23 protein-coding genes and 1 pseudogene are annotated in these 23150 nt (G+C 73.7%); 17 read left to right on the top strand and 7 right to left on the bottom strand.

From position 1 onward, the window contains the following. The first annotated feature begins 48 nt into the window (after positions 1-48). The 12 genes from ABT006_RS02735 (at position 49) to ABT006_RS02680 (ending at position 9153) form a co-directional block, all read left to right on the top strand. The gene (locus ABT006_RS02735; protein WP_350702223.1) at positions 49-954 is read left to right on the top strand and encodes a hypothetical protein; all 906 of its coding nucleotides are present in this window, start codon (positions 49-51) and stop codon (positions 952-954) included. A gap of 105 nt (positions 955-1059) precedes the next feature. Then, a complete protein-coding gene (locus ABT006_RS02730; RefSeq protein WP_350702221.1) occupies positions 1060-1683 on the top strand; it encodes a DUF4178 domain-containing protein in 624 nt (207 codons plus the stop codon). After that, a complete protein-coding gene (locus ABT006_RS02725; RefSeq protein WP_350702219.1) occupies positions 1683-2189 on the top strand; it encodes a DUF2617 family protein in 507 nt (168 codons plus the stop codon). The genes ABT006_RS02730 and ABT006_RS02725 overlap by 1 nt, the downstream gene beginning before the upstream one ends. Continuing rightward, positions 2186-2611, top strand: a complete 426-nt coding sequence (locus tag ABT006_RS02720; protein ID WP_350702217.1) for a DUF4247 domain-containing protein — start codon at positions 2186-2188, stop codon at positions 2609-2611. The genes ABT006_RS02725 and ABT006_RS02720 overlap by 4 nt, the downstream gene beginning before the upstream one ends. A 37-nt stretch (positions 2612-2648) precedes the next feature. Then, on the top strand, positions 2649-3071 hold the full coding sequence (locus ABT006_RS02715; protein ID WP_350685610.1) for a DUF350 domain-containing protein: 423 nt from the start codon (positions 2649-2651) through the stop codon (positions 3069-3071). Positions 3072-3136: 65 nt separating this feature from the next. Next, positions 3137-3898, top strand: a complete 762-nt coding sequence (locus ABT006_RS02710) for a hypothetical protein (protein ID WP_502890845.1) — start codon at positions 3137-3139, stop codon at positions 3896-3898. Continuing rightward, entirely contained in the window at positions 3895-5463 is a 1569-nt protein-coding gene (locus ABT006_RS02705) for a polyamine aminopropyltransferase (RefSeq protein ID WP_350702213.1), read from the top strand. The genes ABT006_RS02710 and ABT006_RS02705 overlap by 4 nt, the downstream gene beginning before the upstream one ends. Before the next feature lie 124 nt (positions 5464-5587). After that, a complete protein-coding gene (locus ABT006_RS02700; RefSeq protein ID WP_350702211.1) occupies positions 5588-6427 on the top strand; it encodes a hypothetical protein in 840 nt (279 codons plus the stop codon). 72 nt (positions 6428-6499) lie between these two features. Then, positions 6500-7204, top strand: a complete 705-nt coding sequence (locus ABT006_RS02695) for a hypothetical protein (RefSeq protein WP_350702209.1) — start codon at positions 6500-6502, stop codon at positions 7202-7204. Beyond that, positions 7201-8010 carry an SDR family NAD(P)-dependent oxidoreductase gene (locus tag ABT006_RS02690; RefSeq protein WP_350702207.1) on the top strand — a complete coding sequence of 270 codons (810 nt, stop codon included), beginning with the start codon at positions 7201-7203 and terminating at the stop codon, positions 8008-8010. The genes ABT006_RS02695 and ABT006_RS02690 overlap by 4 nt, the downstream gene beginning before the upstream one ends. A 168-nt stretch (positions 8011-8178) precedes the next feature. After that, positions 8179-8718: an orotate phosphoribosyltransferase gene (locus tag ABT006_RS02685; RefSeq protein ID WP_350685601.1), complete on the top strand. Its 540-nt coding sequence runs from the start codon at positions 8179-8181 to the stop codon at positions 8716-8718. Positions 8719-8775: 57 nt separating this feature from the next. Continuing rightward, positions 8776-9153 carry an ArsR/SmtB family transcription factor gene (locus ABT006_RS02680; protein ID WP_007073957.1) on the top strand — a complete coding sequence of 126 codons (378 nt, stop codon included), beginning with the start codon at positions 8776-8778 and terminating at the stop codon, positions 9151-9153. A gap of 58 nt (positions 9154-9211) precedes the next feature. Here the strand turns inward: ABT006_RS02680 and ABT006_RS02675 are convergent, their stop codons facing one another. The 4 genes from ABT006_RS02675 to ABT006_RS02660 all read right to left on the bottom strand — a co-directional run bounded on the left by ABT006_RS02675 (position 9212) and on the right by ABT006_RS02660 (position 15910). After that, positions 9212-9925: a DedA family protein gene (locus ABT006_RS02675; protein WP_350702205.1), complete on the bottom strand. Its 714-nt coding sequence runs from the start codon at positions 9923-9925 to the stop codon at positions 9212-9214. Between the two features lie 138 nt (positions 9926-10063). After that, complete coding sequence (locus ABT006_RS02670) at positions 10064-12589, bottom strand: polynucleotide kinase-phosphatase (RefSeq protein ID WP_350702203.1); 2526 nt, start codon at positions 12587-12589, stop codon at positions 10064-10066. Then, positions 12586-14019, bottom strand: coding sequence for a 3' terminal RNA ribose 2'-O-methyltransferase Hen1 (locus tag ABT006_RS02665; protein WP_350702201.1), 1434 nt, complete (start codon positions 14017-14019; stop codon positions 12586-12588). Before ABT006_RS02665 ends, ABT006_RS02670 begins: the two co-directional genes overlap by 4 nt. A gap of 346 nt (positions 14020-14365) precedes the next feature. Further along, entirely contained in the window at positions 14366-15910 is a 1545-nt protein-coding gene (locus tag ABT006_RS02660) for an LPXTG cell wall anchor domain-containing protein (protein ID WP_350702200.1), read from the bottom strand. A gap of 178 nt (positions 15911-16088) precedes the next feature. Between ABT006_RS02660 and ABT006_RS02655 the strand changes: the two genes are divergently transcribed. Further along, on the top strand, positions 16089-16574 hold the full coding sequence (locus ABT006_RS02655) for a SigE family RNA polymerase sigma factor (protein WP_350702198.1): 486 nt from the start codon (positions 16089-16091) through the stop codon (positions 16572-16574). Next, positions 16571-17632: an LCP family protein gene (locus ABT006_RS02650; protein ID WP_350702196.1), complete on the top strand. Its 1062-nt coding sequence runs from the start codon at positions 16571-16573 to the stop codon at positions 17630-17632. Before ABT006_RS02655 ends, ABT006_RS02650 begins: the two co-directional genes overlap by 4 nt. 4 nt (positions 17633-17636) lie before the next feature. Here ABT006_RS02650 and ABT006_RS02645 read toward each other — a convergent pair whose 3' ends face one another. Beyond that, a complete protein-coding gene (locus tag ABT006_RS02645) occupies positions 17637-17849 on the bottom strand; it encodes a hypothetical protein (RefSeq protein ID WP_350702194.1) in 213 nt (70 codons plus the stop codon). Between the two features lie 127 nt (positions 17850-17976). Here ABT006_RS02645 and ABT006_RS02640 point away from each other — a divergent pair, with 127 nt between their 5' ends. Both ABT006_RS02640 and fbaA read left to right on the top strand, forming a co-directional pair. Beyond that, positions 17977-18360 (top strand): phage holin family protein, encoded by a 384-nt coding sequence (locus tag ABT006_RS02640; protein ID WP_350702192.1) that lies wholly within the window; start codon positions 17977-17979, stop codon positions 18358-18360. 152 nt (positions 18361-18512) lie between these two features. Beyond that, entirely contained in the window at positions 18513-19538 is a 1026-nt protein-coding gene (fbaA, locus tag ABT006_RS02635; RefSeq protein WP_350702190.1) for a class II fructose-bisphosphate aldolase, read from the top strand. 66 nt (positions 19539-19604) lie between these two features. Here fbaA and ABT006_RS02630 read toward each other — a convergent pair whose 3' ends face one another. After that, positions 19605-20867, bottom strand: a complete 1263-nt coding sequence (locus tag ABT006_RS02630; RefSeq protein WP_502890828.1) for an LOG family protein — start codon at positions 20865-20867, stop codon at positions 19605-19607. 353 nt (positions 20868-21220) lie between these two features. On the opposite strand from ABT006_RS02630, the gene ABT006_RS02625 reads away from it, so the two are divergent. Further along, positions 21221-21649, top strand: a complete 429-nt coding sequence (locus tag ABT006_RS02625) for a DUF3151 domain-containing protein (RefSeq protein ID WP_350702186.1) — start codon at positions 21221-21223, stop codon at positions 21647-21649. A 58-nt stretch (positions 21650-21707) separates the two neighbouring features. On the opposite strand, the pseudogene ABT006_RS02620 reads toward ABT006_RS02625, so the two are convergent. Then, positions 21708-23120: pseudogene (locus ABT006_RS02620) on the bottom strand (MinD/ParA family ATP-binding protein); the annotation flags it as partial. Between the last annotated feature and the right edge of the window lie 30 nt (positions 23121-23150).

The following is a 23150-nucleotide window of genomic DNA, read 5'->3' as shown; positions in this document are numbered from 1 at the left end:
CCCGATCGGCCCTGCCGGCCGGCGTCGGCCATCCGTAGCTTCCGTCCCATGACGCCGCCCGCCGACGCGCCGGTACGCCCGCCCCGTCCCGCCACCGTCACCATCGCCTTCTGGTTGCAGCTCGTGACCGTGCTCGTCCTCCTCGGGCTGGTGGCCCTGGTCGTCACCCAGGCCATCCAGTGGGACGGCCAGATCGACCGCGCGGTGCGGGCGGTCCCGGACGCCGATCCCGACGAGGTGAGCGGCGAGCGCTGGAGCAACGTCGTCGGGGCGGTGGTGCTCGGTCTGCCCGCCCTGCTGCTCGCGCTCTGGCTGGCCGCCACGGCGCTGCCGGTGCGGCGCGGCGGCAACGTCGCCCGGATCCTGGTCTTCGTGGCCGGCGGCGTCCAACTGGTCGTCTGCTGCGGCCAGAGCTTCGCCGGCATGCTCCTGTTCCCCCTGCTCTTCGGCCTCGGCCTCAGCGAGCCGTACGCGGAGGGGGAGTATCCCGACGAGGGGCCGGTCGACCCGGAGGCCGACTTCTGGGCGGAGTCGAAGTTCATCGAGACCCTCTACTCGGAGTCCGACCCCTTCGACGCGGTGCTGTTCCCGCTGGCCGGCCTCGGGGTGTCGACCGTGCTGCTGCTCACCCTCGCGGTGGTGCTGTTGCTGGCGCTGCCGCCCGCCCACCGGTGGTTCGTGCCCCGGGCCGCCTCCTCCGCTGCGCCGCCACCGCCGGCCGGCTACGCCCTGATCCCCGTCGCCTACGCCCCGCCGGCCGGGCCCGGCGCCTATACCCCGGCGGCCTGGCCCGGTGCCCACGTCCCGTCGGCCTGGCCCGGTGCCCACGTCCCGCCGGCCGGGCCCGGCGGTCACCAGGCCGTCCCGCCCGGTCACCTAATCTGTCCCGATCCGGCGGCACACGAGGCCCCGACCCGGCCGGGCGACGCCGATACGGGGACGGCGGACGACTGAGCGCCCGGCACGCCGCGTAATCGGTCTCTCACTCGAACGACAGCAGGTTTCCCCAGGTGCGCGGGGTTGTTACCGTCTCCGCCGACGTACCTGGGGAGGTGGTCGGTGGACGGGTCGGTGGCGTACCTGCTGACGGCGACGGGCTGTCTGGTGGGGGTGGCCGGAGTGGTGGTCGCCGTGGTGGCCCTGCGCCGGGGTCGGTCCCGGCCGCAGCGCCCCAAGGACCCGGGCGATCCGCTGCGGGACCGGGACGCCGACGCGCTGCGCGGCGACCCCCGCCGCCTGAAGCCCGGCGACATCGTCGAGATCCGCGGGACGTCGTACGCCGTCCGCGGCTCGATCCGCCTGGTCGAGGGCGGCTGGAGCTGGGCCGAGCACCTGCTCGACGACGCCGCGGGCGTGCGCCGTTGGCTCTCCGTGGAGGAGGACCCGGAGCTGGAACTGGTGCTCTGGGCCGCCGAGCCGGGCGCCACCGTCACCCCGGGCGCCCCGACGATCGACTTCGCCGGCCGTCGCTACAACTGGGACGAGTCCGGCCAGGCCCGCTACACCGCGACGGGCACCACCGGCCTCGACCCGACCGGCACCATGCGGTACCACGACTACCAGGCACCCGGCGGGGCCCGGCTCTCCTTCGAGGCGTACGGCGAGGCGGGCTGGGAGGTGGCGCTGGGCGAGGTGCTGCACCGCGCCGACGTGATGATCTACCCGCAGTCCGAGGTGGACTGATGCTCGTCACCCTCGACGCCCCGTACGTCGACACCAGCGCCGCCGACCTCAGCCTGGCCCTCGGCGACGACGAGCTGCCCGCGCTGCACGTGCTCGACCTCGACCTGCCCGGCGGCGTCCGGCTGCGGCTGCGCCTGCTCGGCGCCTCGCACCAGGTGGTCCTGCGCGCCGGCGGCGCCACGCTGACCGAGACGGTCGCCTGCCTGCCCGGCCGCCCGCCCGAGCTGCCTCACGCGGTGCAGGACGAGGCGAACGGCTACCGCTTCACCGCGACCGTGCTGCGGCCCGCCGGCACCGGGCTGAGCGACCGGGTGGCCGCCCTGCGTGCCGACCTGGCCGACGACCCGTACGCGCTGGTGGGGGTCTTCCCCGGCGACGCCGACGCGGTGACCGCGCTGTCGGTGCGTCCCGACCCGCCGGACGGCGCCCTCGGCTGGCGCACCTGGCACGCGTATCCCCAGACCAACGAGCTGGTCCTGACCGAGACGGTGGTGGCACTGCGATGACGTACCGACGCTGGTTCGTGGTGGGGGTGGCGTTCGCCGTCATCGGCGCGCTGGTCGCCGCCTTCGCCATCTTCTACGGCAACTTCTCGCCCCGCGGCTTCGTCGAGGACAGGTACACCCGGGCGGCGAGCCAGGACATCGGCCGGGACGCTGTCGCCTACACGTCGAACCGGTCGCCCAGCCAGGTGGCGAAGGAGGTCACCGACGCGTGGCGGCCGGCCGACCAGTACGTCGACGGCAGCGGCGTCTACCTGCGCTACGACGACGACTCGGTGGTGATCCTGCCGATCGCCGCCGGCTCGGTGATCCTGTTGGAACGCCTCGGCACGGCGTACCCGCGCTACCACTCCACCGTGGGCAACCACTGGGGCTGGGGCCGGGGCAGCACCGTGCGCGGCGGCGGCCCGGGCTCCGGCAAGTAGCCCATCCCCTCACCCCGACGAAACCCCTGGAGTCCCCTTGCAGACGCTGGTCACCGATCTGCTGGTCACGCTCGCCTACGGCGTGGTCGGTGTCGTCCTGATGGCCGTCGGCTACGCCCTGGTCGACGTGGCCACCCCCGGAAAGCTCCACGAGCTGATCTGGGTCGAGCGCAACCGCAACGCCGCGCTGCTGCTCGCCTCCAACCTGGCGGGCGTCGGCATCATCGTGGTGGCCGCCATCGCCGCCAGCGCCGACGACTTCGTGCTCGGCATCGTCGGCGCGGCGGCGTACGGCATCCTCGGCCTGGTCATCATGGCGGCGGCGTTCCTGCTGCTCGACGTGGCCACGCCGGGCAGGCTCGGGGAGATCCTGGTCGACCCGCAGCCGCACCCGGCGGTCTGGGTCTCCGCCGTCGTCCACCTGGCCACCGGCGCGATCATCGCCGCCGCCATCAGCTGATGGCCGGCGCGAAGACACCCGCCGCGCCGGCCGCGAAGAAGTCGTCGCCGAAAGCGGCGGTGGTCATCTGGCTGGTCAGCGGCATGATCGTCCTTGGTTGCGTGGTGGCCGGGATGGTCAACAGCGGTTCGGGAGACGACGACGTGCCGTCGCCGACCGCGCAGGAACGCGCTGACACCGTGCCGATCCTCCAACGTTCCGCCGACAGTCAGGGCATCTGCTACGGCTGGGTGCTCCAGGACTACTACAGCTACAGCGACCCGCTGAGCGTCGGGTCGAACCTCGGCGACGGGGTCGCGGTCGAGGAGAATCCGGCCTGTCCCCGATGGGTGCAGGTGGACGCCATCGTCGCCTACACCTCGGAGAGCAGCGAGAGCAACGACTTCGCGCGGATCGACGTGACGGGTTCCGCCGACGTCACCACCAGTCAGCTGCTGCGTATCGAGCAAGGGCTGGAGCGGTTCGGGCTGACCGATGAGGTCTTCATCGACGATCCGGGTTGGGCGGTCACCCGGGCCGCCGTGACGCTGCCCCTGCTCGCCGCCGAGGCGGGACTGGTGGAGCCGGCCGCCGCCCCGGCTGCCGGCGCGGCCACCCCCGCGCCGCTGCCGGACGCCGGCAACGACCTGTGGCGGGACCGCTGGGGCTACCTGCTGGCCGCGCTCGGCCTGCTGCTGCTCACCGGGCTGCTGGTCGCCGTCGGCCTGTGGCAGCGCAGCCGCCAGCTCCGCAAGGAGGCCGAGGGCGGCAAGGCCAGCGGGCGGACGCCCACGGCTCCCCGGCAGTCCGGCAAACCCGACGCACAGCGTACGCCGGAGGGTCGGTGACCGTCGACGCGCCGGCGCCCGCGCGGTGGCGGCTGTCCCGCGCGGCGGTGCTCGTCGCGGTCTTCGTCTGCGCCGCCTGTGGCCTGGTCTACGAGCTGGCCCTGGTCGCCCTGGGCAGCTACCTGATCGGGGACACGGTCGGGCAGGCGTCGATCGTGCTGGGCGTGATGGTGTTCGCGATGGGCGTGGGCGCGCTCGCCGCCAAGCCGTTGCAGCCGCGCGCCGCCGCCGCGTTCGCCGCGATCGAGCTGGCCCTGGCCCTGCTCGGCGGTCTCTCCGTCCTCGGCCTCTACGCGGCCTTCGCATGGCTGGACCTCTACGGCCCGGCGCTGGTCGGCACCGCGTTCGTGCTGGGCCTGCTGATCGGCGCGGAGATCCCGCTGCTGATGGTGCTGCTGCAACGCATCCGGGAGCAGTCCGCCGGCAGCGCGGTGGCGGACCTGTTCGCCGCCGACTACGTCGGCGCGCTGCTCGGCGGGCTGGCCTTCCCGTTCCTGCTGCTGCCGGTCTTCGGGCAGCTCAAGGGCGCTCTGGTGGTCGGCGCGGTGAACGCCGTGGCCGGGCTCGCGCTGGTCGGCACGGTCTTCCGGCGCGAGCTGAGCCGCCGGGCCCGCGTCGCGCTCGGCGCCGGCACCGTCGTGGTCTTCCTCAGCCTCGGGTACGCGTGGGTGACCGCGCACGACTTCGAGCTGACCGCCCGCCAGCAGCTCTACCGGGACCCGGTGGTGCACGCCGAGCGCAGCCGCTACCAGGAGATCGTGCTCACCCGCTCGGTCGCCGAGACCGGGCGGGCCGGCACCGACCTGCGGCTCTTCCTCAACGGCGACCTCCAGTTCAGCTCCGTCGACGAGTACCGCTACCACGAGGCGCTGGTGCACCCGGTGCTGAACGGCCCGCGCGGCGAGGTGCTGGTGCTCGGCGCCGGCGACGGCCTCGCCGTACGCGAGCTGCTGCGCTACCCGGACGTCCGGCGGGTCACGGTGGTGGACCTGGACCCGGCGGTGGTGGCGCTGGCCCGCAGCGAGCCGCAGCTGCGCCGGCTGAACGGCGGGGCGTTCGACGACCCCCGGGTCCGGGTGGTGCACGCCGACGCGTTCTCGTGGCTGCGTACCGCCACGGACCGGTTCGACGCGGTGGTGGCCGACCTGCCCGACCCGGACGAGACGGCCACCGCCAAGCTCTACACGGTCGAGTTCTACGCGCTGGTGCGCGCGGTGCTCGCCGAGGGCGGCCGGCTGGTCGTGCAGTCCGGCTCGCCGTACTTCGCGCCCCGGTCGTACTGGTCGATCGAGGCGTCGCTGCGCGAGGCCGGCTTCGCCACCACGCCGTACCACGTGGACGTGCCGTCCTTCGGCGACTGGGGCTTCCTGCTCGCCGCCCCCGGCGCCACCGCGCCCGCCCTGGCCCTGCCGCCGGACGTACCGGCGCTGCGCTTCCTCGACGCGGCGACGCTCTCCGCCGCCGGGGCCTTCCCCGCCGACCGCCGCCGCGTGGACGTGCCGGCCTCCACCCTGCTCCAGCCCCGGGTGCTGGAGTACGCGCGGGCGGAGTGGCGCGGCTACTGACGCGCCCCGCCGCGCCCCGTCGCGGGCGAATGTATCGATGCGTACGGCGGGTCGGTGTCCGCCTGCCGTGCCCGACTGGCCCGATCTCGATACGGTGTGACCGCGATCTTAGGGAGGGAGAATCATGGTCGATCCCCACAACACGCCGGCCCGCACCCGGCCGGGTGTGGTGACCATTTCCACGTATCTGCTGTGGCTGTTCGCGCTCACCCAGCTCATCGGCGTCATCATCACGCTGTCCACCCTCGGCACCGTCTCCAGGGTGCTCGACGAGGCCTACCGGGGCACCGAGGCCAACGGTGTGCAGAACCTGGCGGACATCACCAAGGTCATCACCACCGTCAGTGCCGCCATCCTGCTCCTGCTCGCGGTGGTGCTCGCCGTACTGGGCGTGTTCAACAACCGGGGCAGCAACGGGGCCCGGATCACCACCTGGATCATCGGCGGCATCATGGTCTGCTGCACGGGCGGCGGCCTGGCCAGCGGCCTGGCCGGCGGCGGCTTCGGCGGGACCGGCCAGACGACCGGCAACGGGCCGAGCCCCGAGGAGATCCAGCGCCGCCTGGAGGAGGCGCTGCCCGGCTGGGTCAACCCGGTCTCCACGCTGGTCGGCGTGATCGGGCTGCTCTCGCTGCTCGCCGCGCTGATCCTGCTGGCGCTGCCGAAGGCCAACGAGTTCTTCCGCAAGCCGAAGCAGGCGTGGGAGCCGCCGGTCCCGGGCGCGGCCTACCCGGGCCACCCGCAGACGCCCGGCGAGCCCGGCTACCCGCAGACGCCGGGGTATCCGCAGGCACCCGGCCAGCCGTCGGCGCCGGGCCAGCCCGGCTACCCGGCTCCGGGCGGCCAGCCGCCGTCCTCTCCGTACGGCGGGCAGCCGGGTCAGCCGGGTCAGCCGGGGGCGACCCCGGGTGGCGAGCAGCCCGGCTCGGACCGCCCCGGTCCGACGCCACCTCCGGTGAGTTGACCGGTCGATAACAGCGACGCCGACGGTCCCTCCGAGTAGGTTGCATCCCGACGCCTACCGGAGGGACTCGTCGTGTCGTACCCCGATCGGGCACCGGCCCGTCGCCCGGTCGTGGTCACGCTGGCCGTGGCGGCGCTGGTGCTGATGGCGGTCGCCGCCCTGGCGTACGCCGTCGCCGGCGCGGCGACCCTCGGGGGCACCGTGGACCGGTTCCGCGACGCGGCCGGTGGCACCTCGGCGGGCCCCGAGCAGGTCGACCGCATCGTCACCCTGCTGCGCGTGTCCACCGTGCTCACCGTGGTGGTGAGCCTGCTGGCGGGGCTGCTCCTCGCCGGCCTGGCCCTCGGCCTGCGGGCCGGCCGCTCCGGCGCGCGCACCGCGACCTGGGTGGTGTGCGGCCTGGGCCTGATCCTCGGCTGCTGCGCGCTGGCGGTGCTGGTCGGCCAGCGCGCCGCCCCGCTGCGACTCGGCGAGGACGACCGGGCGACGGGGGAGTTGCTGGGCCTGGTCGACGACGCCCACCCGTCCTGGTGGATTCCGTTGGGCGCGGGGCTTTCGGTCGGCCAGGTGCTCGGTTACCTTGTGGTAGCAACGCTGCTGGCCCTGCCGGCGGCGAACGCCTGGTTCCGCCGCCGGCCAGCACCGCAAGCCCCGCAGCAGCCCCCGACGCAGCCCGCACCGCCCGCCGACCCGCAGCAGCCCGCACCGTCGCCCGCCCAGCACCCGTGGCACCAGCCGCCCGCGCCTTCGTACCCGCCGAGTGAGGATCGCCTGTGACGCTCGACCAGCCGACCGCCGGGCGGCGGGCCCTGATCACCGGCGGGACCGCCGGCATCGGCGCCGCCTTCGCCCGCCGGCTGGCGTCGGACGGCTGGCATCTGGTGCTCGTGGCGCGGGACGCCGCCCGGCTGACCGAGACGGCGGCCGAGCTGACCGCGCGGCACGGCCGGGAGGTCGAGACGATCGCGGCCGACCTGTCCACCGACGACGGTTGCGCGGCCGTGGAGCGGCGGCTGGCGGAGGGGTCGCCGGTCGAGTTGCTGGTCAACAATGCCGGCATCAGCCTGAACACCCCGTTCCTGCGGTCGTCTGCCGAGGACGAGGCGCGGCTGCTGCGGCTCAACGTGCACGCGGTGATGCGGCTGACCCTCGCGGCCCTGCGTCCGATGACGGAGCGGCGTCACGGGGCAGTGATAAATGTCTCTTCCGTGGCGGGTTTCGGGGCGGTCATGCCGGGCTCGACCTACTCGGCCAGCAAGGCGTGGGTCACCAACTTCAGTGAGTCCGTCGGCCAGTCCGCGCGGCCGTTCGGCGTCCGCGTGATGGCGCTCTGCCCCGGCTACACACGGACGGAGTTCCACGAGCGGGCCGGCATCAACATGTCGAAGACTCCGGAGTGGATGTGGCTGCGGGCCGACGACGTGGTCGACGAAGCGCTGCGTGACCTGCGCAAAGGCAAGCTGGTCAGCGTCCCCGCGTGGAAGTACAAGCTGGCCGTCGCCGGTTTGCGGCACGCGCCCCGGCGGCTGCTGGAGGCGGTGGCCCGCGACACCCGGGGCCGCATCGGTCGCGACAACGGCTGACCGCCGCAGCGGGGCCGCGCCGCGCCGCCGGCCGGCGGCGATCGCCCGCCTCGCCGGCTGAACGGTCGCTCAGCGTAGCCGGCCATCGCCATCCATCGGTCGCTCCCATGGCTGATCCGGGTGGACCCGGCACGCGGCTCCCAGACTTGCGCAGTACCCTCTACCCCCATGGGGGACCACGACGACCTGCGTAAATTCATTACCGACCTGGCGGTGGTCCACGGCCGGGTGGTGCTCTCCTCCGGGCGCGAGGCGGACTGGTACGTCGATCTGCGTCGCGTCACGCTCCATCACCAGGCCGCCCCGTTGGTGGGCCGGGTGATGCGCGAGCTGACCGCCGACTGGGACTACGACGCGGTGGGCGGCCTGACCCTGGGCGCCGATCCGGTGGCGATGTCCATGCTGCACGCCGCGTCCGCGACTGATCATCCGCTGGACGCGTTCGTGGTCCGCAAGGCGGGCAAGGCGCACGGGCTCCAGCGCCGGATCGAGGGACCGGACGTGGCCGGCCGGCGGGTGCTGGCGGTGGAGGACACGTCCACCACCGGGGGGAGTGTGTTGACCGCGGTCGAGGCCCTTCGTGAGGTCGGGGCCGAGATCGTGGGTGTGGCGGTTATTGTTGATCGAGGCGCCGGCGACGCGGTGAGAGCTGCCGGACTGCCTTATCGGGCGGCCTATACGTTGGCTGACCTCGGCCTTGTGGCGTAAAAGTCTGCCGATTCGGATCTGCTGATATGCAGGCGGATCGATGCTGCTGGTGGAAGGATGGAATACGTGGGAACTGCGTTGGCTGAAATGACCATGCCTCAGATCTCGCCGCTTGCCGGCGAGCCGATCGAACGTGCCGATGCCGAGCGTCTCGCCGGGGTCCTCAAGGCCCTCGCCGACCCCGCTCGACTGCGGCTGCTCAGCCTGATCCAGTCGGCGCCCGAGGGCGAGGCGTGCGTGTGCGACCTGACCGCGCCGCTCGGCCTCTCGCAGCCGACGGTCAGTCACCACCTGCGCATCCTCACCGAGGCCGGCTTGCTGGAGCGGGAGAAGCGCGGTGTCTGGGCCTACTACCGGCTGGTGCCGACCGCGATCGCCACGATCGCGGATCTGCTGACCCCGCCGCGCAAGCGCGCCACCAAGAAGGCTCGCTGACCTGTAGCGATCGTCCGGTGCCATCCCCCACCGGGGACGGCACCGGACGGCCGGCCGGTCAGTGCTTGCCGTAGTGCTCGCGGGTCTCCCGGATCGCCTCATCGGCGGCAGCCCGCTCCTGCGGGGTGGAGCCACGCTTGGCGGCCATCCGCGCCCGCAGCAGCTCGACGGCGATCGGGACGACCGAGAGCGCCACGATGGCGATCAGGATCATCTCGATGTTCGCCTTGACGAACGGGATCTGCCCCAGGAAGTAGCCGAGCACGGTCACGCCCGTGCCCCAGAGGATGCCGCCGATCACGTTGTAGATGACGAAGGTGCGGTAGTTCATCCGGCTGACCCCGGCCACGATCGGCGTGAACGTCCGCACGATCGGCACGAAGCGGGCCAGCACGATGGAGCGCGCGCCGTACTTCTCGAAGAAGTCGTGCGCCTTCAGCACGTTCTCCTGCTTGAACAGCTTCGAGTTCGGCCGGCGGAACAGGGCCGGGCCGACCTTGCGGCCGAACGCGTACCCGACCTGGTCGCCGGCGATCGCCGCGAGGGTGATCAGCAGGCAGACCAGCCACAGCGGGTAGGTGATGTACTTCCCGTCGGCGGTGAGCAGACCCGCCGTGAACAGCAGCGAGTCGCCCGGCAGGAAGAACCCGATCAGCAGGCCGGACTCGGCGAAGACGATGACCAGGATGCCGATCAGCCCGAATGTCGAGATCAACACCTCTGGATCGAGCCAGCTCGGCCCCAGGGCCAGGGTGGTGGTGGGCGTCGGCACGAGGTGACCTCCGATGGATGCCGGTTGGGGACGGAACGTCCGTAGTCTAGGTGGCTCCCCGGCGTGCCGGTGCTCGACGTCACACCCGCGTCCGCCCGCCCGCCGTCCCGACCGGGGCCGGGACGGCGGGGACCGCGCCTACAGCCGGGGGTCGACCGGCTCGGACTCGCAGGCCAGGATCGCGAAGACCAGCTCGTGCCGGCGCCACAGCGGCGCACCGGCGACCAGCGCGTCCAGCGCCGCCAGCCCCAGCCCGTGCTCGCGCAGCGCCAGCCCCCGCTTGCGCCCCAGCGACCGGCGGCGCAGCGCGGCGAGCTGCTCCGGCTCGTCGTACCCGGGGCCGTAGATGATCCGCAGGTACTCCCGGCCCCGGCACTTGATGCCCGGCTGGAGCAGCGAACCCCGCTCGGAGCGGGCGGCCGGCCCGGCGTACGGCTTCACCACCATGCCCTCGCCGCCGGCGGCGGTCAGCTCCAGCCACCAGTCCGTGGCCTCCCCCTCGGCGGCGGGATCGGCCAGGTCGACCACCTGTCGACGGGTCGGGGTGAAGAACTCCGGGTCGGCCGCGCAGAGCCGGTCGGCCAGCCCGAGGTGCCAGCCGTGGTCCCGGTCGGCGTAGCTGGCCTTGGCGCCGGCGAGCACCGCGAACGGGGCCAGAGTCACCCCGCGCAGCCCGTCGGTCGGGCCCACGTACTCCCGGTAGGCGTCCGAGTAGGCCAGGATCTCGTCGCGGCGGCGGGCCATCCGGTCGCGCAGCTCGCCCACGGGCAGGCCCCGCCCGGCCGCCGCCTCCAGCGCGGCCAGCGCCGCCGGGAGGGCGGCCCGGCCGGCGGCGCCGACCCCGGCGTACTGCTCGCGGATCAGCCCACCCGCCTTCGCCGACCAGGGCAGCAGCTCGCAGTCGAGCAGCAGCCAGTCGGTCTCCAACTCGTCCCAGAGCCCCGCCCCGCCGACCGCCGCGCGGAGCCGGTCGAGCAGCTCCGTGTCGAGCGGCTCGCCGAAGAACGGCCGGCCGGTGCGCGTGTGCACCACGCCGCCGCCCGGACCGAAAGGCCCGCCATCCGGCTCCCGGCAGACCAGCACCACCGCCCGCGAACCCATGTGCTTCTCCTCGCAGACCACCCGGTCCACGCCCGCCGCGCGGTAGTCGGCGAACGCCTGCGCCGGATGCTCCAGGAAACCGTCCACGGTCGATGTCGAGCAGGGTGCCATCGTCGGCGGCAGCCAGGCCAGCCAGCGCGGGTCGACCGCGAACCGGCTCATCACCTCCAGCGCCGCCGCGGCGTTCTCCGCCGGCACCGTCAGCGACCCGTACGCGTGCTCGACGTGCCGCCGGCCGGCCACGTCGGACAGCTCCAGCACCTGGTCGGGCCGGGCCGGGGCGGCGGTCAGCGGGCGGGCCGGGGCGTACCACTCCCGCTCCGCCGGCACCGAGAGCAGCTCCTTCTCGGGGTAGCGCAGCGCGGTGAGCCGGCCGCCGAAGACGCAGCCGGTGTCGATGCAGATGGTGTTGTTCACCCACTCCGGCTCCGGGGTGGGCGTGTGCCCGTAGACCACCATCGCCGAGCCCCGGTACTCCCGCGCCCACGGGTAGCGCACCGGCAGCCCGTACTCGTCGGTCTCGCCGGTGGTCTCGCCGAACAGCGCGAAGGCCCGCACCCGGCCCGACGCGCGGCCCTGGTACGCCTCCTTCAGCCCGGCGTGCGCGACCACCAGCCGGCCGCCGTCCAGCACGTAGTGGCTGACCAGGCCGTCGACGAAGGCCGTCACCTCGGCCACGAAGCTGTCCGGCTCCGCCGCCAGCTGGGCCATCGTCTCGGCCAGGCCGTGGGTGAGCCGTACGTCCCGGCCGCGCAGCCGGCGCAGCAGCTTCTGCTCGTGGTTGCCGGGCACGCAGATCGCGTGCCCGGCGGCGACCATGCCCATGACCAGGCGGAGCACGCCGGGCGAGTCCGGGCCGCGGTCCACCAGGTCACCCACGAAGACGGCGGTACGCCCCGCCGGGTGCGTCGCGTCGACCGGCCGGCCGTGCTCGTCGCGGCGCAGTTCCCAGCCGAGCCGGGTCAGCAGCGCCTCCAGCTCGGCGCGGCAGCCGTGCACGTCACCGACGACGTCGAACGGCCCGGTCAGCTCCCGCCGGTCGTTGAACAGCTTCTCGTAGCGGATCTCGGCGGCGTCGATCTCGTTCACGCCGCGCAGCACGTGCACCTTCCGGAAGCCCTCGCGGGCCAGCTGCCCGTACGACCGGCGCAGGTCGCGCTGCATCCGGGCGAGCACCTGCCGGCCGAAGGTGCGGTCGGCGCGGCCCTCGGTGCGTTCCCAGGCCAGCGCCTCGGGCACGTCAAGCACGACGGCCACCGGCAGCACGTCGTGCTCGCGGGCCACCCGCACCAGGGCGGCCCGGGCGTGCGGCTGGAGGTTGGTCGCGTCGACCACGGTGAGCCGGCCCCGCCGCAGCCGCGTGGCGGCGACGTGGTGCAGCGCGTCGAACGCGTCGGCGGAGGCGGCCTGGTCGTTCTCGTCGTCGGCGACCATCGCCCGGAACGCGTCGGAGGAGAGCACCTGACTGGGCGCGAAGTGCCGGCGGGCGAAGGTGGACTTGCCGGAGCCGGAGACGCCGACCAGCGCGACCAGGGCCAGCTCGGGGATGTCGAGGGTGGTCATCGGGTCTTCTCCTGGCGGGTGAGCACGGCGAGCTGGGTGGGGGCGCCGACCTCGGGATCGTCGTCGCCGACCCCGCCGATCGCGGCCGAGTAGCCGTAGGTCGCGGCCACCCGGTCGACCCACGCCGCGAACTCCGCGCGGGTCCACTCGAACCGGTGGTCGGCGTGCCGGAACCGCCCGGCGGGCAGGCCCTCGTAGCGGACGTTGTACTCGACGTTGGGCGTGGTCACCACGACGGTGGCGGGACGGGCGTGACCGAGGACGGCGTCCTCCAGCGCCGGCAGCCGGGGCGGGTCGACGTGCTCGACCACCTCCATCAGCACCGCCGCGTCGTAGCCGCGCAGCCGGTCGTCCCGGTAGGTCAGCGCGGACTGCCAGAGCCGGACCCGGTCCCGCTGCCGCTCCGGCAGGCGGTCCAGCCGCAGCCGCCGGGCGGCCAGGGTCAGCGCGTGCGGGGACACGTCGGTGCCGACGATCTCGGTGAACCGGCGGTCGCCGACCAGCGCGGCGAGCAGGGCGCCCCCGCCGCAGCCCAGGTCCAGCACCCGGCTCGCGCCGGACTCGACCAGTGCCGCGAGGACGGCCTCCCGCCGCCGCGCCGCCAATGTCGGCTGGCGGTGGGTGGGCTCGTCCACCGTGTCGGGCTCGTCGGCGGCCGGCTCGTCGGTCAACCGCTGCTCGGCGAGGCGGGCGAGGGCCAGCCCGGCCAGCGCGCGCCGGTGCGCCAGGTAGCGTCGGGTGATCATGCCCCGTTCCGGGTGGTCGGCCAGCCAGCCCTCGCCGGCCCGGAGCAGCTTGTCGACCTCGTCGGGCGCCACCCAGTAGTGCTTGGCGTCGTCCAGGACCGGCAGCAGGACGTAGAGGTGGTTGAGCGCGTCGGCGACGCGTAGCGTCCCGGTCAGGGTCAGGTCGACGTACCGGCTGTCGCCCCACTCCGGGTGCCGCTCGTCGAGCGGGATCGGGGTCGCGGTCACCGCCCAGCCGAGCGGGCCGAACATCCGGGCCGCCACGTCCGCGCCGCCCCGGCAGCGCAGCACCGGCACCCGCACCTCCAGCGGGATCGGCGTACGGGCCAGTTCGGGGCGCTCCCGGGACTCGCCGCGCAGCGCGGAGCGGTACACCTTGGACAGCGCCGAGGAGAGCAGACTGGACGCGGCGTACGGCCGGTCGTTGACGTACCGCCCGAGGGTGAAGGCCTCCGGGGGCGTCGCCTGCGGCCGGCCGCGGCCCTTGCCCCGCGCGCCGGCCAGCCGCAGCGGGTCCACGTCGAGCAGCAGGGCGGCGGTGCAGCGCTGCTCGCCCGCCTCGGGGTAGAACACGTGCGCGGTGCCGACCGGCACGTCGAAGGAGTGCGCGCGGTCGGGGTGCTTGACCAGCAGGTGACCGAGGTCGGTCGCCGGGCGGTGGGTGGTGGTCAGGGTGAGCAGCACGCGCCCATGGTGTCAGTGTCTTCGATCTTGCGTCGTCCCGTTTTTGCTCTTGTTCCGGGTGGTTTCCGGGGGAGCCCCACCCGCTCCGGGCGGTCAGGCTTGATCCCTGCGCGGGTGGGGCTCCCCCGGAAACCGTGGTGGTCCAGCGCCGTCCGGCGGCATCGGGTGGCCGCCCGGGGGGTGGAGGCGCGTGCTGTCGGGTCGGGGGATCGGGGGGCGATTTCCGGGTCGGGGGATCAGGGTGGTTGCCGGGCGGGGTCGGCTGTCGGGTCGGGGGATCAGGGTGGTGGAGACGGCGGTGCCCCGCCGACCGGGGGTCGGCGGGGCACCGGTGGTGCGGGGAGGATCAGGCGACGAAGCGGGTCCGGCGACGCTTGGCCACCACGTAGCCGCCGACGCCCGCGACGAGCAGCAGGCCGCCGATGCCGGCGATCAGGCCGGTGGACTCACCGGTGATCGGCAGCTCGGGGTCGTCGCCACCGCCGCCCTCGCCGCCGGTCGCACCCTTGATGACCAGCGCGGCGGTGTCGTTCCTGGTGTCCAGATCGACGACCTTCCCCGGCTCGCCCGGGCCGAAGTGCAGCAGCCGCACCGAACCCGGCGCGCCGCCCACCTTGTCGATCCGCAGACCGAACTCGAAGACGGCCGCCTCGCCCTTGCGGCGCAGCTCGAACCACTCGCAGAAGTAGACCCGGCCGCCCGGCTCGCCGTACCAGCCGGTCGGCTCCTCGGCGGTGCCCGGCGAGCACTGATCGGGCGCGTCTACCACGGTGGCGCCGGCGGGAACGGTGACCAGGGCGCCGGTCAGGAGCTCGCCCGGGCTGTACGAGTTGATCGCCGCGGGCCCGTTGTTGACGAAGCCGACCTTGGCGGTGACCGTCCCGCCGGCTGCGCCGGTGACCTCGGCACCGGTGGCGGCGACGTCGGCCCGCTGGTCACCGGTGACGGTGGCGTCGATCCAGCTGACGTTGTTCGTCGTGTCCTTGTCGGTCTGCTTCACCGCGCGGGCCCGCGACGCCGGTGCCGGCACCAGCGTCATCGCGCTTCCGCTGCCCTTCTCCCAGTCCGCGTCGGAGAAGTCACCGATGAACTCCTCCCAGTCGCCCTTGGCGAACCAGATCGCCTGGCCGTACTGCCGGCCCGGCGCCCAGGCGTCGGAGGCGATCGCCAGGGCGGACGAGTCGTCGAGCTGGAGAGCGGCTCCCGGCGGAAGCTCCTCGTCGAAGTGGCACTGGGCGAGGTTGCTGCCGAAGTCCGAGAGGTAGGAGCAGTTCGAGTGCCGCCGCGCCGGGGCGAGACCAGGGGTCATGGCGAGGAGCAGCACCGTGCCGCGCGCGGGTCGGTCGCCGACGTTGGCCACCGTGAGCGGCGCCTTGACCGTGGCGCCGGGGTCGCCGGCGAAGTCCAGGGAGCGCTCCGTCTTCAGGTCGACGCCCTCGCCGACCTCGATGGTGGATCGTGCGGTGGCGGTGGGGCTTCCCTTGGCCGCCACGCTCAGGACGAGCTCGCCCTTGTCGCCGGATGCGGCGGAATCCTTGGCGGTGACGGTCAGGTTGACCAGGTAGTCGGTGATCTCGGTGCCGTCGAGGGCGCAGGTGATGACCGCGTCGGTCTCCTTGCAGCTCGACATCCGGTCGCCGAGGACGACCGTGGCGAAGCTGTCGACGTCGCTGCGGTCGATGGTGAGGGTCAGCTTCTCGGGCAGCGTCTCCGCAAACGCGTACAGGGTGACCGACTTGGCCTCGCCGCCGGGCGCGACCAGCGCGTTGTTGGCGTAGAGGAGAAGCTCGTCGCCGGGCTCTTCGGCGACGGCGGGGGTGGCGGAGGCGGCGACGAGCGCGCCTGCGACGCCCAGCCCGGCCAACCAGCGCCGGGTGGAGTGCTTCAGCATGTGGGGAGTCCTCCCGTGGGGGTGCCAGGAGTGGCGAGCGGATCTTAAGAAGGCCTTAAGTCTCGCCGCTGTCCCGATTCGCCTCCGGCGGCAAACATCGACCGAACGGCTGGCCAGGATCGTCGCAACGTTCCGCCCGCCCGGACCCGTCATCTGGGGCAGGAGCCCGGGAGGTGCAGTGACGTACGAGGAGTTCGCCGACTCGCGGCTGGCCGCGCTGCTGCGGTACGCGGTCATGCTGACCGGCGACCCGCACCAGGCGCAGGACCTGGTGCAGGACACCATGGTCCGGGTCCAGCTCAACTGGCGTCGGGTGGCCCGGGCCGACTCGCCCGAGCGCTACGTCCGCCGGATGCTGACCAACCAGTACGTCGACTGGCGGCGGGGCTCCTGGATGCGCCGGGTGCTGCTGCGCGCCGAGCCCGACGACGCGGTGCCGGTGCCGGCCGACCACGCCCAGCACGCCGTGGACCGGGACCAGGTCTGGTCCTGGCTGTCCGGGCTGCCGCGCCGGCAGCGGGCCACCCTGGTGCTGCGCTACTACGAGGACCTGCCCGACGCGGAGATCGCCGACATCCTCGGCTGCGCCGTCGGGACCGTCCGCTCGTCCATCTCGCGCGCCCTGGCCACACTGCGGGCGGAACACGTGGAGGCCTGCTCATGATCGAGGACGACCTGCGTGCCGCCTTCGCCCGGCACGAGGCACTGACCCCGCCCGTCGGTCCGCTGCGGTCCACGATCGACCGGCTCGCGGCTGCCCGTCGCCGTCGCCGGCTGCGGCTCCGGGCCGGCGGTGCCGCGCTGGCCCTGCTCGGCGTGCTGGCGATCGGGATACCACTGCTCACGCCCGATCGGGTCGCCGAGGACGCCACCCTGCTCGCCGAGCCCGCCGGCTCGGCACCGACGGGCGCGCTGAACATCCTGCTGCTCGGCGTGGACGGCTCGGCGAAGGAGCCCGCCCGGCTGGCGGACTCCGTCCTGCTGGTGCACATTCCGGCGGACCGCAGCCGGCCGTACCTCATCTCGCTGCCGCGCGACCTGGCGGTGCCGATTCCCGGGCACGGGACCGACAAGCTCAACGCCGCCTTCCAGTACGGTGCCGGCGACGGCCGGCCCGACCTGGGGCGCGGCTACGAGCTGACCCGCCGGGTGGTCACCGACCTGACGGGCGTACGCGTGGACGCCGGCGCGGTGCTCACCTACCCGGTGTTGCGCCGGCTCACCGACGAGGTCGACGGCGTGGAGGTCTGCCTGCCGCGCGAGGTGCGCTCCATCCACACGAAGCGGGTCTTCCGGACCGGCTGCCAGCGGCTCGACGGCGCCGCCTCGGTCGACCTGCTGCGGCAGCGGCGGGGACTGCCCGAGGGCGGGCTCGACCGGGACCGGCACGCGCAGCTTTTCGCCGCCGGGTTGATCCGTCGGGCCGGCGAGCAGGGGGTGCTGACCAATCCGGTCAGGCTCTTCGCCCTGGTCGACACCGTCGGCGCGGACCTGGTCGTGGGCGGCGACGGTTCGCCACTGGTGGACCTGCTGAAGGTGCTTCCGGATCTGAAGTCCGTCGACCCGGTCGGGCTCAGTCTCCCGGTCGGGCCGCCGGAGGGCCTCGGCTGGCGGCTGCCACCGGATCCGAAGGAGGCGCCCGCGTTCCTTGCCGCGTTGCGCGAGGACCGGCTGGCGCAGTGGGCGGCGCGGAATCCGGGTCAGGTCAACCGCACCCGTTGACGGATCAGCGGTAGTCCTCCTCGTCGGGGGCGACCACCCGGGCCTGCTCCATGGCGTCCCAGTCGCCGACCTCCAGGCCGCGGTGCGGCTCCACGTCGGCCTCGCCGGGATCGACCGCGGCGGCCTGCTCGACCGCGTCGGCCGGTTCCGCCTCCATGTCGCGCTCCTCGGGGCTGAGGTGGTCGCTGGGGGCGAAGTCCTCGTCGGGCTGACCCATCAGTCCCTCCCGGGATCTCGGCGGACGGTTACCCCACACACCGTACGGGCTGTGCCCGCCCGCCGCTCGGAAGCCGAGTCGACCGAATCGCCCCACCGGTCGCCGCCCCCGGTGCCAGGATGATGCCGTGGGCTTCCTGATCAGGCTGGCGATCACCGCGGTCGCGCTGTGGATCACCACGCTGATCGTGCCCGGCGTCGAGGTGACCGGCCGCTCCGGCGCCGACGACGCGCTCACGCTCGTCGTCGTGGCGTTGATCTTCGGCGTGGTCAACGCGGTGCTCAAGCCGCTGATCAAGGTGTTCGGCTGCGTCTTCTACCTGCTCACCCTCGGCCTGTTCGCGCTGGTGGTCAACGCCCTGCTCTTCCTGCTGACCGACCGGATCGCCCGGGCGCTGGACCTGCCGTTCCAGGTGGACGGCTTCTGGGCCGCGTTCTGGGGCGCCATCGTGATGGCCGTGGCCACCTGGCTGATCAGCGTCGTCGTGCCCGACAGGTGGGGGCAGCGGTGAGCGCCGCGACCGGCGGTCGGGCGCGTACCGGGTCGGTTGTGCCGGCACCCCTCTTCTACGGGATACTTCCGACGGTGGACAGCGCGGTCCGGCGCACCCAAGGACAACAGCGGCCGGCGACGGCCGACAGCGGTAAGTAAGGAGCGTTCGACATGCCCATCGCTTCCCCCGAGACCTACGCGGAGATGCTGGACCGCGCCAAGGCCGGCCGGTACGCGTACCCCGCGATCAACGTGACGTCCTCGCAGACCCTGAACGCGGCGCTCAAGGGCTTCGCCGACGCGGAGAGCGACGGCATCATCCAGGTCTCGACCGGTGGCGCGGAATACCTCTCCGGACCTTCGATCAAGGACATGGTCACCGGCGCGGTGGCGTTCGCCGCGTACGCGCACGAGGTGGCCAAGAAGTACCCGGTCAACATCGCCCTGCACACCGACCACTGCCCGCAGGAGAAGCTGGACAAGTTCGTCCGCCCGCTGATGGGCATCTCGCAGGAGCGGGTGAAGCGCGGCGAGGAGCCGCTGTTCCAGTCGCACATGTGGGACGGCTCGGCCGTGCCGGTGGCGGAGAACCTGGAGATCGCCGCGCAGCTCCTCGACGAGGCCGCCAAGGGCAAGATCGTTCTCGAGATCGAGGTCGGCGTGGTCGGCGGCGAGGAGGACGGCGTCGAGAACGCCATCAACGAGAAGCTCTACACCACGGTCGAGGACGGCCTGGCCATGGTGGACGCGCTCGGCCTGGGCGAGAAGGGCCGCTACATGGCGGCGCTGACCTTCGGCAACGTGCACGGCGTCTACAAGCCGGGCAACGTCAAGCTCCGTCCGGAGATCCTCAACCAGATCCAGGAGGCGGTCGGCGCCAAGTACGGCAAGGAGAAGCCGCTCAGCCTGGTCTTCCACGGCGGCTCCGGCTCGCTGCTGTCGGAGATCCGCGAGGCGCTCGACTACGGCGTGGTGAAGATGAACATCGACACCGACACCCAGTACTGCTTCTCCCGTCCGGTCGCGGACCACATGTTCCGCAACTACGACGGCGTGCTCAAGGTCGACGGCGAGGTCGGCAACAAGAAGATGTACGACCCGCGGGTCTGGGGCAAGGCCGCCGAGGCCGGCATGGCCGCCCGCGTCGTGGAGGCCTGCGAGCACCTGCGCTCGACCGGCACCACGCTCGCCAAGTGACACGCTGACGCGTACCGCCGGCGGCCGGCTCCCCACCGGGGGCCGGCCGTCGGCGTGTCCGGCCCGTCAGGCCGTCGCGGTGAGCACCCGGACGGCCTCGTGGACGTCGTCGGTGAGGTGCACGGTGGCGGACAGGTCGCCGAACGGCGAGGCGCCCAGCAGCGGTCGCAGCAGCGACTCCACCGGCAGCTCCCGAGTCCAGTACGCGCGGTCCAGGAAGACGTACGCGCCACTGGCCCCGTCGGTGCCGTAGTAGGTCTTGGTGGCCGCCTGGAACACCTCCTGCACGGTGCCGGCCCGGCCGGGCGCGAAGACGATCCCGCCCCGGGCCAGCCGCAGGATGGTGTCCTCGCGGATGGCGTTGGAGAAGTACTTCGCGATCCGGCCGGCGAAAAGGTTCGCCGGCTCGTGCCCGTAGAGCCAGGTCGGGATGGCCAGCCCGCCGGCGCGCGCCCAGCCCACGTCGCCGCCGGCCAGCGTGGCCGAGTCGACGCGGGAGACGCTGGCGGCGTCGGCGGCCCGGGGCCGGGGCGCCGGCACCGGCACCGGCTGGCCGTAGCGCTCCCGGACCAGCAGCGCCGCCGCCGTGTAGCGGTCGTGGTCGGTGAAGTCCGGTGCCCCGGCGAGCAGGTCGATCGCGGCGTCCAGGTCCTCGACCGGCCGCAGTGCCAGGAACGCGCCCAGGTTGGCGGCCTCCATCACCCCGGGGCCGCCGCCGGTCACCACCAGCCGGTCGGCCCGGGCCAGCTCCCAGCCCAGCACGGCCGCCATCCGGTACGGCGCGCTGCCGCGCGGCACCGCGTGCCCGCCCATGATGCCGACCACCGACTGCGGCCCGTGGGTGGCCAGCCAGGCGCGGGTGGCGTCGGCGAGCGCGTTGTCCACGCCGTGGTCGTGCAGCCGCTGGCCGAGCGCCTCCTTCACCTCCGGCAGCGCCCCGCCGTGCGCGCGGAAGTGCTCGTACACCCGGGTGTCGTACATCCCGGCGAAGCCGCCCTCGGCGAAGCCGGCGGCCAGATCCTCCGGGGTGTAGAGGTGCGACGGCTGGGTCGGGTAGGGCAGCCCGGAGAACGGCGGCACGACGTTCGCGCCGCGCCGGACCAGGTCGGCGCCGACCTCGCGGGAGGCGAAGCGGCACCCGACGAACAGGGTGCCGGTCACCTCGATCCCGGTGAGGTCGGGGACGGGTGCGAGGTCGAGCCGCAGCCCCTGCACGGTCAGCCCGACCAGGCTGCCCGTGGCCAGTCGCCGGTCGAACTCGGCGCGGGTCTCGATCTCGTCGGTGCAGGTGTGCGGCTCGATGACGTCCGCGGGTGGTGGGGTCGGCACCCTCGCCATCCTGCCCCGCCCCGGCAACCCGGCCAAACCTGCGAGGGTGGCCGCACGGTCGGCAGACCCGGGCCGGCGGCCGGGCGGTGCGGACGCCGCGCGGCGCCGGCGGCACCGGGCCGCCCGGCTCGTCGGGAGCGCGCCGGGCCTGCCCGGAACGGACAGGAGCCCGGCGGCCACAGCCACCGGGCTCCTGCATAACCCGGTCCTGGGGAGGCTCCGGACCAATAGTTGTAGTGGAAAATACTTGCCGGTGGCATGGGCCGCAGGCGTGACAAACTCCTCAGCCGTTCAGTCAACCAGCTCGCCCAACCCCCTCGCGCACCCGCGGGCGAAGCGGGTTGAATGGGACGATGCAGAACCTGTTGCCGGAACCACCGGCCACCCTCCTCCCCGCGCACGACGAGGCCGACGCCGCCCTGGCCGCCGCCGAGCAGGCCGGCAGCGACGAGGCGTACGCCGAGGTGGCGGCGCGCTTCCCGACCTACAGCGCCGGCTGGGGCGCGCTGGCGGCCCGGGCCCTCGCCGCGGGCCAGGTCGTCCCGGCGTACGCCTACGCGCGCACCGGCTACCACCGGGGGCTGGACCAGCTGCGCCGCAACGGCTGGAAGGGGCACGGCCCGGTGCCGTGGTCGCACGAGCCGAACCAGGGCTTCCTGCGCTGCCTCTACGTGCTGTCCCGCGCCGCCGACGCGATCGGCGAGGCCGACGAGGCGGCCCGCTGCGCCCAGTTCCTCCGGGACTGCGACCCGGCCGCCGCGGACGCGCTGGCCAGCAACTGACGCCGCTCCGACGGCCGGCCCGACACGCTGCGGGCCGGCCGTCGGGCTGTCCCGGTCCCTACAACCCCTCCGCCACGGAGGCGGCGATCTTCAGCCAGGCGTCCCGCGTCGCCGAGGAGAGAGCGGCGTACCGGATCGGCTCGCCGGTGTCGATGAGCCGCTCGTACGGCGCGAGCAGCACCGCCCGGGTGCGGGCCGCGAAGTGTTCCTGGATCGCCGGCAGGTCGATCTCCTTGCGTGAGGGCGGCATGGAGACCACGGTGACCGCCTGCCGGACCAGCCGCTGCCGGCCGCTCTGCTCCAGGTGGTCCAGCATCCGGGCGGCCGTCTCCGCCGAGTCGTTCCGGGCCGACATGGTGACCACGAGCTGGTCGGTGGCGTCCATCGCGGCCTGCCAGTTCTGGGCGCGTACGTTGTTGCCGGTGTCCACGAAGATCAGCTTGTAGAACCGGCTCACCACCTCGCGGATCTCGGCGAACGCGGCGGCGGTGAGCATCTCGCCCCCGGTCGCCGACTCGTCCGAGGCGAGGACGTCGAACATCCCCTCGCCCTGCGACCGGACGTACTGCGACAGGTCGCCCACCCGCCCGTGCGCGCCCTGGAACTGGCCCAGGTCGCGCAGCATGTCCCGCACCGTACGCGAGTGGAAGTCCTGCTGGGCGCGCATCCCGAGGGTGCCCTGGGTCTCGTTGTTGTCCCACGCCAGCACGTAGCCGCCGCGCTTCTGGCCGAACGTCATCGCCAGCAGCAGGATGGCCACCGTCTTGCCGGCGCCGCCCTTCGGGTTCACCACGGTCACCTGGCGCAGCCCGCCGAAGTTGCGGCGCACCATCTCGATGTCCCGCCGCAGCTCCTGCTCGTGCCGCCCGGGCGGGAGCCGCAGCCCCATCCGGTTCGCCACCGCCCGTACGCCCATCGTGGCCACCGGGTCGGCGGGCCGGACCTGCCGGCGGCGGGCGAAGTCCTCGGCGGTCGGCGGCGCGGTGATCGCCGGGTTCCAGTTCGGGTCGGGCTGGGCGGGCGGCACGGCGGTCACCCCCTCGGCCGCCTGGTACGCCTGCTGCGGCACCGGGCCGGCGACCCCCGGCGTGCCCTGCGGCCAGGCCGGCGGATACCACCCGGGCTGGGGCGGGTACGGGCCGGGCGGCGGCGTCGGGCCCGCCTGCTGCGGCGGGTACGGGCCGGTCATCTGCGGCGGGTACGGGCCGGGCGGCGTGGCCTGCGGCGGTACCCCCGCATCCGGCCCGGGGCCTCCGCCCGGCCCGGGGCCTCCGCCCGGCCCGGGGCCTCCGCCCGGCCCGGGGCCTCCGCCCGGCCCGGGCGCGCCGCCCTGCCCGGGGCCGCCCTGCTGCGGCATGCCCTGCCCGGCGCTGTCCTGCTCGCCCATGCCCTGCTGGGCCGAGTTCGGTCCGGCTGTGTCCTGCGGGGGCATGCCCTGCCCGGCCGTGCCCTGCGGGGGCGTGCCGTGACCGGCTGTGTCCTGCGGCATGCCGTGACCGGC

This window comes from Micromonospora sp. NPDC002717 (assembly GCF_040295705.1).
Lineage (GTDB): Bacteria > Actinomycetota > Actinomycetes > Mycobacteriales > Micromonosporaceae > Micromonospora.
Note: the sequence above shows the minus strand (reverse complement) of the source record. Positions and strands in the feature narration are given on the sequence as shown.

What these genes read in the sequence shown, in the direction of transcription:
- ABT006_RS02735 (WP_350702223.1), top strand. Translation starts at nt 49, where the DNA reads ATGACGCCGCCCGCCGACGCGCCGGTACGCCCGCCCCGTCCCGCCACC.
- ABT006_RS02725 (WP_350702219.1), top strand. Translation starts at nt 1,683, where the DNA reads ATGCTCGTCACCCTCGACGCCCCGTACGTCGACACCAGCGCCGCCGAC.
- ABT006_RS02720 (WP_350702217.1), top strand. Translation starts at nt 2,186, where the DNA reads ATGACGTACCGACGCTGGTTCGTGGTGGGGGTGGCGTTCGCCGTCATC.
- ABT006_RS02700 (WP_350702211.1), top strand. Translation starts at nt 5,588, where the DNA reads ATGGTCGATCCCCACAACACGCCGGCCCGCACCCGGCCGGGTGTGGTG.
- ABT006_RS02685 (WP_350685601.1), top strand. Translation starts at nt 8,179, where the DNA reads ATGGGGGACCACGACGACCTGCGTAAATTCATTACCGACCTGGCGGTG.
- ABT006_RS02680 (WP_007073957.1), top strand. Translation starts at nt 8,776, where the DNA reads ATGGAATACGTGGGAACTGCGTTGGCTGAAATGACCATGCCTCAGATC.
- ABT006_RS02670 (WP_350702203.1), bottom strand. Translation starts at nt 12,589, where the DNA reads ATGACCACCCTCGACATCCCCGAGCTGGCCCTGGTCGCGCTGGTCGGC.
- ABT006_RS02660 (WP_350702200.1), bottom strand. Translation starts at nt 15,910, where the DNA reads ATGCTGAAGCACTCCACCCGGCGCTGGTTGGCCGGGCTGGGCGTCGCA.
- ABT006_RS02650 (WP_350702196.1), top strand. Translation starts at nt 16,571, where the DNA reads ATGATCGAGGACGACCTGCGTGCCGCCTTCGCCCGGCACGAGGCACTG.
- ABT006_RS02645 (WP_350702194.1), bottom strand. Translation starts at nt 17,849, where the DNA reads ATGGGTCAGCCCGACGAGGACTTCGCCCCCAGCGACCACCTCAGCCCC.
- fbaA (WP_350702190.1), top strand. Translation starts at nt 18,513, where the DNA reads ATGCCCATCGCTTCCCCCGAGACCTACGCGGAGATGCTGGACCGCGCC.
- ABT006_RS02625 (WP_350702186.1), top strand. Translation starts at nt 21,221, where the DNA reads ATGCAGAACCTGTTGCCGGAACCACCGGCCACCCTCCTCCCCGCGCAC.